Annotated in this window: 9 protein-coding genes; 1 reads left to right on the top strand and 8 read right to left on the bottom strand. The window is 59.8% G+C overall.

Features of this window, described 5'->3' with window-relative positions; genetic code table 11:
- Nucleotides 1-155 precede the first annotated feature (155 nt).
- Nucleotides 156-1,952, bottom strand: coding sequence for an EAL domain-containing protein (locus AC2A6O_RS12865; RefSeq protein WP_498927523.1), 1,797 nt, complete (start codon nucleotides 1,950-1,952; stop codon nucleotides 156-158).
- A gap of 495 nt (nucleotides 1,953-2,447) precedes the next feature.
- Between AC2A6O_RS12865 and rpsD the strand changes: the two genes are divergently transcribed.
- Nucleotides 2,448-3,065: a 30S ribosomal protein S4 gene (rpsD, locus tag AC2A6O_RS12860; RefSeq protein ID WP_148586335.1), complete on the top strand. Its 618-nt coding sequence runs from the start codon at nucleotides 2,448-2,450 to the stop codon at nucleotides 3,063-3,065.
- Between the two features lie 80 nt (nucleotides 3,066-3,145).
- Here rpsD and AC2A6O_RS12855 read toward each other — a convergent pair whose 3' ends face one another.
- From AC2A6O_RS12855 to AC2A6O_RS12825, 7 genes are all read right to left on the bottom strand, one after another.
- Nucleotides 3,146-3,634 carry a LysM peptidoglycan-binding domain-containing protein gene (locus tag AC2A6O_RS12855; protein ID WP_498927520.1) on the bottom strand — a complete coding sequence of 163 codons (489 nt, stop codon included), beginning with the start codon at nucleotides 3,632-3,634 and terminating at the stop codon, nucleotides 3,146-3,148.
- Between the two features lie 186 nt (nucleotides 3,635-3,820).
- Nucleotides 3,821-4,795 carry a TAXI family TRAP transporter solute-binding subunit gene (locus AC2A6O_RS12850; RefSeq protein ID WP_498927518.1) on the bottom strand — a complete coding sequence of 325 codons (975 nt, stop codon included), beginning with the start codon at nucleotides 4,793-4,795 and terminating at the stop codon, nucleotides 3,821-3,823.
- Nucleotides 4,796-4,823: 28 nt separating this feature from the next.
- The gene (locus tag AC2A6O_RS12845; RefSeq protein WP_498927516.1) at nucleotides 4,824-6,935 is read right to left on the bottom strand and encodes a TRAP transporter permease; all 2,112 of its coding nucleotides are present in this window, start codon (nucleotides 6,933-6,935) and stop codon (nucleotides 4,824-4,826) included.
- 1 nt (nucleotide 6,936) lies between these two features.
- Nucleotides 6,937-8,592 carry a sulfatase-like hydrolase/transferase gene (locus AC2A6O_RS12840; RefSeq protein ID WP_498927514.1) on the bottom strand — a complete coding sequence of 552 codons (1,656 nt, stop codon included), beginning with the start codon at nucleotides 8,590-8,592 and terminating at the stop codon, nucleotides 6,937-6,939.
- 106 nt (nucleotides 8,593-8,698) lie between these two features.
- Complete coding sequence (locus tag AC2A6O_RS12835; protein ID WP_498927512.1) at nucleotides 8,699-9,610, bottom strand: LysR family transcriptional regulator; 912 nt, start codon at nucleotides 9,608-9,610, stop codon at nucleotides 8,699-8,701.
- 95 nt (nucleotides 9,611-9,705) lie between these two features.
- Entirely contained in the window at nucleotides 9,706-10,989 is a 1,284-nt protein-coding gene (rhaI, locus tag AC2A6O_RS12830) for an L-rhamnose catabolism isomerase (RefSeq protein ID WP_498927510.1), read from the bottom strand.
- Between the two features lie 202 nt (nucleotides 10,990-11,191).
- Complete coding sequence (locus AC2A6O_RS12825) at nucleotides 11,192-13,294, bottom strand: bifunctional rhamnulose-1-phosphate aldolase/short-chain dehydrogenase (RefSeq protein WP_498927508.1); 2,103 nt, start codon at nucleotides 13,292-13,294, stop codon at nucleotides 11,192-11,194.
- Between the last annotated feature and the right edge of the window lie 182 nt (nucleotides 13,295-13,476).

The following is a 13,476-nucleotide window of genomic DNA, read 5'->3' as shown; positions in this document are numbered from 1 at the left end:
TTACCGGGCGCCAACGATCTCGGCTTTTTTTATCCGTCGAGCGACAGCGCAACCCGGCAGGATTGCTGTGAGGAGGGGGCTTGGCTCTGTCTCAAAGGACCAGATACGCCACCGATGTTTGACGCTCGTTCTTCCAGGTGCCGCAGCGCGCAGCCTCAATCCGCCAGACTTTTCACAGCAAGGCCGTCGTCGGAGCGTTTGGCGGCGCGTTTCAGTTCCATGATCTCGTGGTTCAGCTTGTCCGGATTGAGCGTGATGCCCTTTGGCAGGCTGAGGATGGAGATGGAACATTGCAACAGCGGAAACTGCCGCGTCGTTCCAAAACGGTCCTGGGCTTCGATGAAGCCTTGTTCCCGGTGTTCTGCATCATAGAAGCTTTCCACATCCAGACGGAACGCGCGCTTCAACGACAGCATGCGGGCAGCGACATCGGTCTGGTCGATGTTCTGGAACCCGGCGAAGAAGTCGTCGCCGCCGATATGACCGTAAAAGGCTTCGGACTCAGACACATGACGCTGCAGCAACTCGCCGAACAGAATGATCGCCCTGTCGCCCTGGCGATAACCGTATGTGTCGTTGAACGGTTTGAAGTTGTCGAAGTCGAGATAACACAGGTGCCTGTCGTGGGCGCCCTTGCGTCCACTTTCGGCAATGAACCGGGAAACGGCGCCGTTGCCGGGAAGTCCGGTTAGCGGGTTCTGATCCTGCGCTTCCTGAATACGCTTTTCGTGGATGATCTTCAAAAGCGAGGTGGCGGAGAGAAAGCCCGCATAGCGAAAGTTCTCGGTGATGATGATGCCATCCGAATTGATCGAGGAGGCGAAGGTCACCAGCAGCATATCAGCATTGGAATCGATGTCCGCGATCGGGCAGGCGCGAACAAAGGAACGCAGCGGAAAATCGAGTGCGGCCTTCGCATCGTCGTCCCCGGCGGCACCAGTGTAGAGATACGCTTTCAGATCGCGTTCGTGGATCAGACCGCGCGGTTCGTTGTTCGCATCCACAACAGGAACAACACTGGCTTCCTGGTTGTGGACCACCATGTCGAGAAGATCGTTCATGGAGGCGTCAGACTGGATCGTCGGAAGCTTGATCAACTCGTTGCGGATCCGGTCGAGCTCCTCCCGGCGCTTGCGGCCGACACCCGGCGCACGCACGTGATCGTAAAAGAGCTTTGCCGACGTGCTCTCCAGGAAGGGCTTGGCAACGAAGTAGCCCTGGATCAGGTCGCAGCCGGCTTCCCGGCAAGCCTTGAACTCGCTTTCCGTTTCGACGCCTTCCGCAATCACCCTTGCGCCCAGCACGTGTGCGAGGTTGGCAACGGTGGTGACGAACAGCTTGCGCCTGGCATCGGCGTCGATCCCGTTCAGGAAGAACCGATCGATCTTGACGTAATCGGGCGACATGTCGTGCAGGAGCCGCAGTTCGGACGACCCACGCCCGAAATCGTCGAGTGCAATCAGGAAACCCAGCTGGCGCAGGTCGTTGACGGCGTGATGGGTCACGTCGGTAAAGGTTTGCTGGTGGCGTTCGGAGAACTCCAGACAGATCTGGTTTACCTGCAGGCCAGCTTCCGAGACCAGTTTGCCGAGCCGCATGCGCGGATCATCGTCATGGCCGAGGTTGCGGCCGTCCAGCTTGAAATAGAGTTTGGTGCCCTGGGCGATCTTCAAATTGCCGAAGCGTTTCATCGCCTTGACCAGCAGGTGCGCCTCCAGCTGGGGCAAATACCCCTCGGCGAATGCAAAATCGATCAGCTCGTCAGCCGACTGCGCCCCCAGAAGATCGCAATTCCGGATTTGGGCCTCATAGCCGTAAACAACGCCTGTGCCGATGTCGACGACCGGCTGCAGGGCGTAGTCGAGTTTCGTCAGAGTGTCCTTCGGCGTACGACAGAGCGAGCCGGGACCTTCCGGAACTGTCTGAAGAACTGGTTGACGATTCGCTGACATTACTAATCCTACTGCCAAGGTCCGGCTGATATGCTTTCTTTAATTTGATGGGGTCTCGAGCAAGCCGTCACACTGGTATTATTCGCTATGGTTGCAACGGCGATTGCATAGTGAAAAGCTGCAATTAAAAATCTCTAAATGTATGCATTGTTTTCCTCATTTTATGGACGTTGCGTTAAAAATTGTGGCGATGGACCTTCTCCTGATTGTTAAATGTGTCTGCTCGCGCGACAAAAGGCAGAGAATGGGTCTCTGGACTGGGGTGGATCTTTTCCGGCACGGGCCGGCCCACGCATTGACATTTGGAGGTACTGCCTGTATCTCCGCGCGGTCCGGCAAGCAATGTCTTCCGGATCTACGCACCCGTGGGCATCCGGCCGGCGCCGTCTAGCTGGGTCCCTGTCGATCTGACCTTCCTTTCGTAATGATGGGTTGAGATGATAAAGGAGGGCGCGTTTCCTTTTTAATAACAACGCGAATTCAAAGGAAACCGCGATGTCGAAGCGCCATAGCGTTAAGTACAAAATTGACCGCCGGATGGGCGAAAACATCTGGGGTCGTCCGAAGAGCCCGGCCAACAAGCGTGAATACGGCCCGGGTCAGCATGGCCAGCGCCGTAAAGGCAAGCTGTCCGACTTCGGTGTTCAGCTCCGCGCAAAGCAGAAGCTGAAAGGCTACTACGGCAACATTTCCGAAAAGCAGTTCCGCAAGGTTTATTCTGAAGCGTCCCGTATGAAGGGTGATACTTCCGAGAACCTGATCGGCCTGCTGGAGCGCCGTCTGGACGCGATCGTATACCGTGCGAAATTCGTCCCGACCGTTTTCGCAGCCCGTCAGTTCATCAACCACGGCCACGTGAAGGTGAACGGCAAGCGCGTCAATATCTCGAGCTACCAGATCCGTCCGGGTGACGTGATCGAAGTTCGTGAAAAGTCCAAGCAGCTCGCCCTCGTTCTGGAAGCAGTCCAGTCCGCAGAGCGTGACGTTCCGGATTATCTCGACGTCGACCACAGCAAGATGACCGCGACCTATTCCCGCGTTCCGAGCTTCTCTGACGTACCGTACCCGGTACAGATGGAACCGAACCTGGTGGTCGAGTTCTATTCGCGCTAATCAGCGCCGAATATGGTTTGACGGAAAGGCCCGCCTCTGGCGGGCCTTTTCTTTTTGCAGCTTCTTGTTTGTGACAGATGTCAGATGTCGTTTCGCGGTACCCGAAGAATCTGACCTGCGAAAATGACGTCTGGACTCGATAAAATGTGCTGATTGGCTTCGAAAATCGGCTGGTAGTCGCCGGTGCCATACTGGTCTTGCGCAATCTTTGTCAGCGTGTCACCCGCCTTCACCGTGTAGGGCTGCCAGCCGCCAAAACCGGGCAGGATGCGCGGTCCGAATAGTATCGGAATGACCACGGACGGACCGTTTTCATTCCCGGTGTCGTCGGCCAGGGTCAGGAACAGCCTATTCATCTGAAACTGGTTGGTGTCCGGGATATCGATGAACCCCTGGAACTGCTTGAGCCCGAGTGAACCGACCTGGGTGAAGGAGGCATATTCGTCGTGCCCTTCGGAAACGCGAATGCTCAAGGTGCCTTCGAATGCGGTCGCATTGCCCGCGATCAATATCCTTGATCCCACTAGATCAAAGGGCTGTGGCTGCTGGATGTCGAGAGTTACAGTCATATCAATACCTTCCGCATGAACAATCTCAGGTATCTTCCGCTGCCCCCAACCAGCACTTGGAAGGGTACAACGTTTTGGCGGAAAAACGATAGATGCAACTTTTCCGAAGCTTCTCCGCAGGGCGGACGCTTCCGGGTTTTGACTGGGGGCACTGGTCGCGGTGCCGCGACCAGTGCGTCCGGACGGCTATTGAACGCCGATTTCCTTGTAGTAACGGGCAGCGCCAGGATGGAACCTGGCTGTGCCGAGTGTCTGGGCGGCATATTCAGGTGACAGCGCCTTCGCCCAGGGGGCATCGGTGGTAATGCTGTCGAGGTTCTCCCAGAAGGCTTTTGTGATCCGGTAGACGAGTTCTTCGTCAAGGTCCGCGCGCACACCGATGCCGACGGCCGTGTCGTTGGAATTGACCGGGCCGTCGTTCACCTGGTTTTCGTAAAGCCCTGCGGGGATTTCTGCCCGATGGCGGAATTTGCCAAGGAACTTGTCGACCGCTTCCCCCTGGTCGTCCTCGGGGCCGATAAAGCGGACGGTTTCGGTTTCGGTGAACTGGATGAACTGCTGGCACGGGTCGATGCAGCCGTTGACATACATTTCCACCTTGCCATCCATGAACGACTGGAATCCGGTCGCCCAGTTGGCCTTGATGGCGTCGTAGTCCTCTCCGGCGACGAGACCGGTGGTTGCCTCGATCCAGCCCTTGGCAGCGTTATAGGCGCCGCCGCCCTGCGGCCCGAGGAAAACCGTGGCGCCTTCGATATCGTCCAGCACGGTGATGTCGCTGTCACCGCGCACCGCGAAGTGATACTGGCCGTAGGGAAACCACATCAGTACCTGTACATTCTTGGCGAGTTCCGGGGCTTCCGGCTCGTTCTTGTACATGGCCGCGCCCTTGCTCATCAGAATGTGGATGGTGGGCGAGATCATGTACATGTCCAGATTGCCGCGCGCGGTCTCCATCTGGTGCAGTGTTGCGGCACCTCCACCGGCAACTTCAATGGAGACATCGTCGAGCTTGTCCGTCACGATGTTGGCAAAGGTCGCCATGGTGATGGCCTGACCAAGGCTCGGCTCAATGGTCTGCATCTTGAGCGTGGTGTCTTCAGCCGAAGCGGAGCCGGCCAGAAGCAGGCCTGCAAGGGCCGTAAAGGCAAGTCGTTTCATTCCGTCCTCCCGTGGAAAAGTGCTTTTGTCATTGTATGGGATTGGGCGCGGAGGCGAGGCTCCGCTGCCGGGTTGCGTGAAAGGCGATATCCGCCAGGATCAAAACCGAAGCGGCACCGGCAATGGCGACGTGCGGAACCAAAACCAGCAGGCCAAGGCAGATGCGCAGCAGGCGCTCCCAGGGGGGCAGGCGTCCCCGGTCAAACCCGGCCAGAGCGGAGGCGATTGACCACATGGCAAGCGCGAAAGCGGCAATGATCCAGAAGAACGCGGCCCAGGAAATGCTGGCCAGATCGACCATCGTCTTGCTGTCCGGGGCGCCCGAACCGAACCAGACGAACAGCACCTGCAGCTTGTAGAGAACCGCCGGGTGGTAGACGAAGATGAAGGGGATCAGAAACCCGGCAATGCCGATGCGGGCGGCCTCGAAGCCGGTGCGGATCGGGTCGGCGCCGGCAATCGGGGCCGCGGCAAAGGCGGCGAGTGCCACCGGCGGCGTGACCGTGGACATGACGGCAAAGAAGACCACGAACATGTGCAGCGTCAGCTCGGGAATGCCAACCGCATCGATGCCGGAGGACAACGCTATGACGATGATGAAATAGGTCGCCCCCGGGGGCAGGCCCATGCCGAGCACGATGGCACCGAGCGCAACGACGATGAGCACGAGCGGCAACGGTCCACTGGCGAGCTGTGTCAGCAGCAGGGCGAGGCGGCCGGCGAAACCCGATACCTGGATCAGGCCGACGATGAGGCCGATGGCGGTGACGATGACCACGATGGAAGCTGCCATACGTCCGGCATTGACGAAGGCCTGCCAAAGGCGTTTTCGGGACCGGAATTCACGAAACAGAACCAGGGCGCAGACAATGGCTGCGACAAAGCCGTAAAATCCCGCCTTGGGCACAGAGGGCTGGCTGAACAGGAAATAGGTGAGGATGCCCAGCGGCACGACAAAGACCAGGCACTGCACCCATTCCTTGCCGGTCAACGGTGGGCGCTGCTCCCTTGGCAGAGCGCCGATGCCGAGCCGCCGGGCCTCGAAATAAACCGTCAGGAAGGTGGCGAAATAGAACATGATCGCGGGCAGGATGGCGGCCACGACAATGTAGCGGTATTCCAGCCCGATCTGCCCGGCAACGAAGAAGGCGACGACGCCCATCACCGGAGGCATGATCTGTCCGCCGGTGGAGGCGGCAGCTTCCACGGCACCGGCAAATGCAGGCTTGAAGCCGGACTTCTTGATGACCGGAATGGTCATCACACCGGTGGAAACCACGTTGGAGATGGCCGCGCCGGAAAGCGTGCCGAAGAGGGCGGAGGAGGCGACGGCTGCATGGGCGGCACCGCCGACGAGACCGCCGGTGAGCCGGTTTGCAATTTTCATCAGAAGATCGCCCGCGCCTGAGGCCATCATCACCGCGCCGAAGACGATGAAGATCAGCACGCTGCCGGAAACCACCTGCAACGGTTGGCCGAACTGGCCGCCGGTCTGGGCCCAGAAGTTCAACACCATGGCCCGCAGGCTCTGACTGAAGGTCGAGTCGGATCCGGCAAGAATGCCGGTCCAGTCGGGCAGGTGGCCGCGGATGAAGAAATAGACCACCCAGAACAGGCAGAAGGCGACGATAAAGCCGCCGAACATGCGCCACGTAAGATAGAGCGTGATGGCGGTGGCAATCGGGAACATCACGAAGTCGATCGGGCTGGCGCTGGGCAGCGCGCCGCCGTCGGTCGCGAAGATCTTCAGCATCCAGGAAACGAAGGCCGCAAGTGCAAGCAAGGTCAGCGCCCAGTTGAGCCAGCGCCCGGCCCGTCCCCGGTGCAGCGTCAGAAGGCAGATGGAAAAGGAAAAGACAATCGGCAGGCCGATGATCAATCCCGTTGGCAGCAGGAACGAGCGCTCGAAAGAGCGGTAACCGGATCCCAGCCAATGATCGCGCATGAGGGTGCGCTGGTCGCGGCGGGACAGTTCGTCAAAGCCCTGTGTGGTGGCCTCGATGAACCAGCGAACGAAATCCGTGATCGGCCCGGACGCCGCATAAGTAAGGATCACGAGAACAAAAAGCACGGCGAGACAATCGGCAATCCACTTGTCAGTGCGGGGAATGGCCGGGGCGGGGCCCGTTGCCGTGCTCACCTCAATTTCCTCCCTTTTCGGGAGAAACGTGATCCTGCGGGACAGGACCGCGATAGGCCTTCGTCAGTTCCTCCGGCACTTCCGACCCATCCTTCAGGAACGGCAGGATGCCGCGCCGGGCTGACTTGCCGCGCATGGCGGCGATGTCTGCGTCCGACCGGGTCACGCGCTGTGACATGCGCCGGCTCCAGCGGGCCAGCAGGTCGTACATCCGGGCGATCTCGGCCTCATGGCCGTCTGCCTTGGCCAGATCCTGAAATTCCTCCGGGTCGTTTTCCAGATCGAACAACATCGGTCGGAAGCCGCCTTCGGCGTGGATCAGCTTGTAGCGACCGTCGAACACCATGAAGAGACGTGCATCACGGGTGGTGACACCCAGGGATGCGCACATGGGTGTGACGGAATAGTCGTATTCGCTGATGACCGCCTCGCGCCACGCCGGCGTTTCGCCGCGCAACCAGGGCGTCAGGCTCCGGCCTTCCAGAATATGACCGGCTTCGGCCCCGCCTGCGGCTTCCAGGAAGGTCGGGGCAAGGTCGATGGCTTCCACCAGCGCGTCGCATGTGGTGCCTCTGGTGGCATCGGCCTCGCTGCGCGGATCGTAGACGATCATCGGGATCTTGACGGAAGGCTCATGGAACAGATCCTTTTCGCCAAGCCAGTGGTCGCCAAGATAGTCGCCATGGTCGGAGGTGAGCACGATCATGGTGTCTTCCATCCGACCGGTCTCTTCCAGGTAGTCCAGAAGCCTGCCGAGCTGGTCGTCGCATTGCTTGATCAGGCCCATGTAGGCGGGAATGACCTTGCGGCGCACATCGTCCTGCTGAAAGGCGGCCGCGATCTTGTTGGCCATGAACGCCGCATAGACCGGATGCGCATTTTCCCGTTCGACATCGGCGCGGATCGCGGCGGGAACATGGTTTTGCCCGTACATGTCGTGATAGGGGGCCGGGACGATATAGGGCCAATGGGGCTTGATGTAGCTGACATGTGCGCACCAGGGTGCTTTTGCCTGTTCGATGAAGTCGATGGTGCGGGTCGTCAACCAGGGCGTTTCGCTGTCTTCCTCGCGGATGTTGGCGGGCTTGTCCGCATTGTCGAACATCCAGCCAGAAGCCTTCTCGCCGTTTTCGACGCCGGCATTGGCGAAGTCCGCCCAGGGGTTCTCTCCTGCATAGCCGCGCGACTTGAGGTATTCGTTGTAAGGCGAACGTTTTTCATCATAAAAGCCGTCCGGGCCTTCACCCCAGAGCCCGTCGTCGCGCACCCAGACATCAAAGCCGCATTCGGCCTGCCGGGCGCCGATGACGCTGTCCGGCGAGAGCCCCAGCCGTGTCATGCCTTCCGCATCCACCTTCATGTGGGTCTTGCCGATCAGCCAGCAGTCCATGCCGGCCTTGCGCAGGTGGTCGCCGAGCGTGTGTTCGCCGACACGCAGCGGGAAGCCGTTCCACTGTGCCCCGTGCGAGGACGCATAACGCCCGGTGTAAAAGCTCATCCGGCTCGCGCCGCAGATGGGGGATTGCACATAGGCGTTGGTAAAACGCACGCCCTTGGCGGCGACCCGGTCAAAGTTCGGGGTGTGTAGATAGGGGTGTCCCGCGCAGCTCAGATAGTCAAAGCGGAGCTGGTCGTACATGACGAACAGGATATTCACTCAGATGTCCTCCCAAGGAGCCGCTTCTGCGGCCTTCTTGGAACGCAATCTAGCACCCTCAGGGTATATCCCTCAATTAACTCGAACTCATCGATATAACTACAGGTTATGTCGTTTTGTCTTTGGGGGCCCAGTTGCGGCCTTCCTCGCGAACGATGTCGGCAAAGGCCTGAGCTGCCGGTGTCAGCAGTCTTTCCTTGGTCCGGGTCAGAGCGATGTCCACGGTCAGCATGCTCAGGTCGATTGGCAGGGCGGTCACGGCCCAGCGTTCCTTCACCTCATCGACGATGAGCGATGGAAAGGAGCAGACGATATCGGACTGTTCGAGAACCGCCAGAATGCTGAGGATCGAATCGGAGCGGATGACGGGGGCCGGCCCCTGCAAACCGTGCATCCGGAAATAGTCCTGAAACAGCGGACGGCGGCTGCTCGGGCCGATGACGGCCCATCGTGCGGTCAGCAGGTCCTGCGGTTTAGACAGGTCCTTCAGGTGAGACTGCTGTCCGGCAAGGAAGGTCACCGACGTGGTCAGCAGAGGCTCGACGTGAAGCCCGGCCTTGGGCTGGGCGTCAGGGGCCGGTCCGATGACGAAGTCCGCTTCGCCGGATCTCAGCGCATGAAAGGCTTTCGGCGCATGGCCGCCGGTAATGTTCAGTTCAACGCCTGGAAATCGGCTCTGAAACCGTCGCAACACCGGCGGAATGATCTTGAGTGCGGCCAGCGGTGAGACCACGACGGAAATCATGCCGACATATTGCCCGCGCGACTGGGCCACGTCTTCCGTCAGCTTCTGCAGGTCGCTCTGGATCCGGCGGCAACGGTCGATGACCGTCTGACCTTCCAGCGTTGGCACGATGCCACTTGGCACCCGGTGGAAGAGGACGACACCGAGATCGCCCTCGATCTTCTTCAGCGCCTTGGTGATCGCCGGTTGAGACTTGCCAAGGGCCTTTGCGGCTGCCGCGAGGCTTCCAAGGGTCGCGACCGCATCGATCAGTTCCACATATTGGGCTTTCACGCCGAGCGCCTTCCTGTTGATTACTGGCAGGGCCGGACTGTGCCAAAGTTCGGCCGATCAAGCTACAGCCTCCCGGACCTGAGCGCGGCTTTGCGTCAGACGATCCCGCCACCGGCGCCGGAGACTTCCGGGCGGACCTCCGCCACCTTCTGCCGGTAACCGGCCGCGCGGTAGGCCGCAACGGGATTGATGGCGCCACCGTTTTCCAGTCTTGCCATGGCCAGGATCGGCTCCACGTCGGTTCGGAACGCAGTTTTCAGCGTTGTTGTCGCCATCAGGGCGTCGTTGCTGTCCTGAAAACCGTCCAGCGCTGACCGGTCGACCAGCAGGGCCTGCGCGTAGGCGCGCTGAACTTCCATGGCGGAGACCATCAGGCTTTCGATGGGGTCGGTGACATTGTGAGACTGGTCGAGCATATGAGCCGGGTTGAACCCCGGAGCCTGTCTCGTTTCGGCGTCCACCAGTTCGTTGAACACCAGGAACAGCCGGTACGGATCGATGGAGCCCGTATCCAGGTCGTCGTCGCCGTATTTGCTGTCGTTGAAATGGAAACCGCCGAGCTTGCCGAACTGAATCAGCCGGGCAACGATCATCTCGATATTGACGTTGGGTGCATGGTGTCCGAGGTCGACCAGGCAAAAGGCCTTCTCGCCCAGTTCCTGCGCGATCATGTAGTTGGTGCCCCAGTCCTGCACGACAGTGGAATAGAAGGCGGGCTCATACATCTTGTGCTCGGTGAACAGCCGCCAGTCGTCCGGCAGCTCCGCATAGATGGATTGTGCTGCATCCAGGTATCGCTCGAACTGGCGCGTGAAGTTCGTCTGACCCGGGAAATTCGATCCATCGCCAATCCAGACAGTCAGGGCCCGGGAGCCGATGGCCTTGCCGATTTCGATGCATTCCAGATTGTGCTCAACCGCCTGCTGGCGTGTGGCTGCATCAGTGTGGCTGAGCGAGCCGAACTTGTAGGAATGCACCTGACCGTCCTGATCCTGAAAGGTGTTGGAGTTCATGGCGTCAAAACCGAGCCCGAGCGCACTTGCATTGGCCTTCAGCTCTGCCGGATCGGCCTTGTCCCAGGGAATGTGCAGGGAAACATTTGGCGTTGCGCGGGTTAGCTGCTGGATGACGCTGCAATCTTCCAGTTTGTCGAAGATGTTGCGCGGTTCGCCCTTGCCGGGAAACCGTGCGAACCGCGTGCCGCCGGTACCGACGCCCCAGGAGGGGACGGCTACGCCATAGGCGGCGACCTTCGCCTTGACCGTGTCGATGGAAACCCCACGCCGGTCCAGCCGTTCGCCCAGGGTTTCATAGTCACGCTTCAGGTCGGCTTCGCGGGTGTCGTTTTCCCCGGCGACCAGCGATGTGTCGATCATCATGAGAAGATCCTTTCCCGGATTTTCCTCGATCCGTTTGTTCCAAGATCACTTCCCCCAAATCCACGTCCTCATCCTGAGGAGCGAGCCTGCTCGCGTCTCGAAGGATGGGCGGCAAGCTCTGTTCGTGTGTCCCATCCTTCGAGACGGACCTGACGGTCCTCCTCAGGATGAGGGGAGTGTGGTTCGGCTATGTTACTGACTGCTACCGCGTGAACGCCTGCACGTTGCCGGCATCGACATTGAGAATGTTCCCGGTCGACTTGGCGGAAAACTCGGAGGCGAAGAAGTAGGTCGCCTCTGCAATGTCTTCCGGCAGCACGGAGAGTTTCAGCAGTGAGCGCTGGCGGTAATGTTCCTCCAGCTCGGAGGTGTCCTTGCCGTAGGCTTCGGCGCGTTCCTTCAGCCAGTCGCCGGACCAGATCTTGGAGCCCCGCAGCACCGCATCCGGGTTGACCACATTGACGCGGATCCCTTCCGGAGCACCTTCCAGGGCGAGACAGCGGGCGAGGTGCAGTTCGGAGGCCTTTGCCGTGCAATAGGCGCTGGCGCCCGGAGACGCGGCAAGGCCGTTCTTGGAGCCGATGAACACGATGGACCCGCCGATCCCTTGGGTCTTCATCACCTTGAAGGCTTCTCGGGACACCAGGAAATAGCCGGTCGACAGGATCGACATGTTCCGGTTCCACAGATCGAGCGTGGTGTCCTCGATGGGGGCGGAAGAGGCGATGCCGGCGTTGGAGACAAGAATATCGACACCGCCGAATTCCAGGGCCCCGCGGGCAAAACTGTCGGCAACGGCCTCTTCGCTGGTGACATCCATCGTCACCGTGCGCACGACGTCCTGGGAATAGCGGACAGTGAGATTGTCGGCGGCAGCGGCGAGCGCGTCCGCATCGATGTCGGCCAGCACCACGCAGGCTCCTTCGCGCAGGAAACGTTCTGCGGTGGCCGAGCCGATGCCGCCGGCTCCGCCTGTCACCAAAGCGATCTTGCCGGCAAGGCTCTTGGGTTTCGGCATGCGCTGAAGTTTGGCCTCCTCCAGAAGCCAGTATTCGATGTCGAAGGCTTCCTGCTCGGGCAAGCCGCAATAGGTGGAGACGCTTGAGGCGCCGCGCATGACATTGATGGCGTTGGTGTAGAATTCGCCGGAAATACGTGCCGTCGCCTTGTCCTTGGCGAAGGTGATCATGCCGACGCCCGGTATCAGGTAGACGACTGCATTCGGGTCGCGCAGCGCAGGGCTGTCGTCGTGCTTGCAGCGCTCATAGTAGGCCGCATAGTCAGCACGATAGGCTTCGGCTGCCTGACCGAGCCCGGCAAGCGTTGCCTCGATATCCGGCTTGGCCGGATCGAAATCGACCACGAGCGGGCGGATCTTGGTGCGCAGGAAATGGTCCGGGCAGCTGGTGCCGAGGGCGGCAAGGGCTTCCATGTCGTTGGCGCAGACAAATTCCAGGACTGCGTCGCTGTCATCGAAATGACCGACCATATGCTGTTTGCCGGAGACCATCCCCCGGATCGCGGGCATCAGGCGGGCGGCAATCGTGCGCCGGTCGGATGGGGCAAGGGCGCGGTGTTTCGAACCGCCGAAAGCGTCCTTGCCAGCTGTCTTTTCCTCAAACCAGGCAATTGCCTTGTTGATGATTTCCAGCGTGGTTTCGTAGCAGGTTTTGGCATCGTCGGCCCAGGTGAACAGGCCGTGGCTTTCCAGCACGACCCCGCGGGCCTCCGGATTTTCCAGGCAGAATTTCTCCAGCCACAGGCCGAGTTCATAGCCCGGGCGCTTCCAGGGCAACCACCCGATCTCGCCGCCGAAAATTTCCTGCGTCAGTGCTTTGCTGTCGCTTGCCGCGGCAATGGCGATGATTGCGTCTGGATGCATGTGGTCGACATGGCTTTTCGGCACATAGGCATGAAGCGGGGTATCGATGGAGGCCGCGCGCGGGTTCAGGTTGAACGTGCAGTGAGGCAGGCAGGCGACCATTTCGTCTTCGAACTCGACGCCGCGATAGAGCCCTTTCAGCGCCCGCAGCTTGTCCATGTAGAGTGTCGCAAAACCATCCATCTTGATGGTGCCGACATCGCCGCCGGAGCCCTTGACCCAGAGAACCTCGACCTGATCGCCGGTGAGCGGATCCATTTCCATTGCCTTGGCGGAGGTGTTGCCACCGCCGTAATTGGTGATGCGCTTGTCGGACCCCAGGAGGTTGGAGCGATAGAGCAGAAGCTCCGCTTCGCTCATGCCGGAAGCCTTCTGGTCATCCCACAGGTTGGCAAGCCGGGAACCGGCAGCGGAATTCAACATCTTTTCCTCCCAGGTAAGCCTGATGGCTTGCATCTCGTTGCCTCGAAATTCGCTTGATCGGGTCCTGTTGTCAATCAAAAACGATCAATATCAATCATATTGCGCTGCAAAATGATCATTTTTGACTTTTTCTGATTGACATTGACCGGTGTTGGTGGAAACGTTTGATCAATGGGAGGACC

It is taken from the genome of Labrenzia sp. ATLA3, from assembly GCF_057180185.1.
This window is presented reverse-complemented; position numbering and strand designations above follow the sequence as displayed.

What these genes read in the sequence shown, in the direction of transcription:
- rpsD (WP_148586335.1), top strand. Translation starts at nt 2,448, where the DNA reads ATGTCGAAGCGCCATAGCGTTAAGTACAAAATTGACCGCCGGATGGGC.
- rhaI (WP_498927510.1), bottom strand. Translation starts at nt 10,989, where the DNA reads ATGATGATCGACACATCGCTGGTCGCCGGGGAAAACGACACCCGCGAA.
- AC2A6O_RS12865 (WP_498927523.1), bottom strand. Translation starts at nt 1,952, where the DNA reads ATGTCAGCGAATCGTCAACCAGTTCTTCAGACAGTTCCGGAAGGTCCC.
- AC2A6O_RS12850 (WP_498927518.1), bottom strand. Translation starts at nt 4,795, where the DNA reads ATGAAACGACTTGCCTTTACGGCCCTTGCAGGCCTGCTTCTGGCCGGC.
- AC2A6O_RS12825 (WP_498927508.1), bottom strand. Translation starts at nt 13,294, where the DNA reads ATGTTGAATTCCGCTGCCGGTTCCCGGCTTGCCAACCTGTGGGATGAC.
- AC2A6O_RS12855 (WP_498927520.1), bottom strand. Translation starts at nt 3,634, where the DNA reads ATGACTGTAACTCTCGACATCCAGCAGCCACAGCCCTTTGATCTAGTG.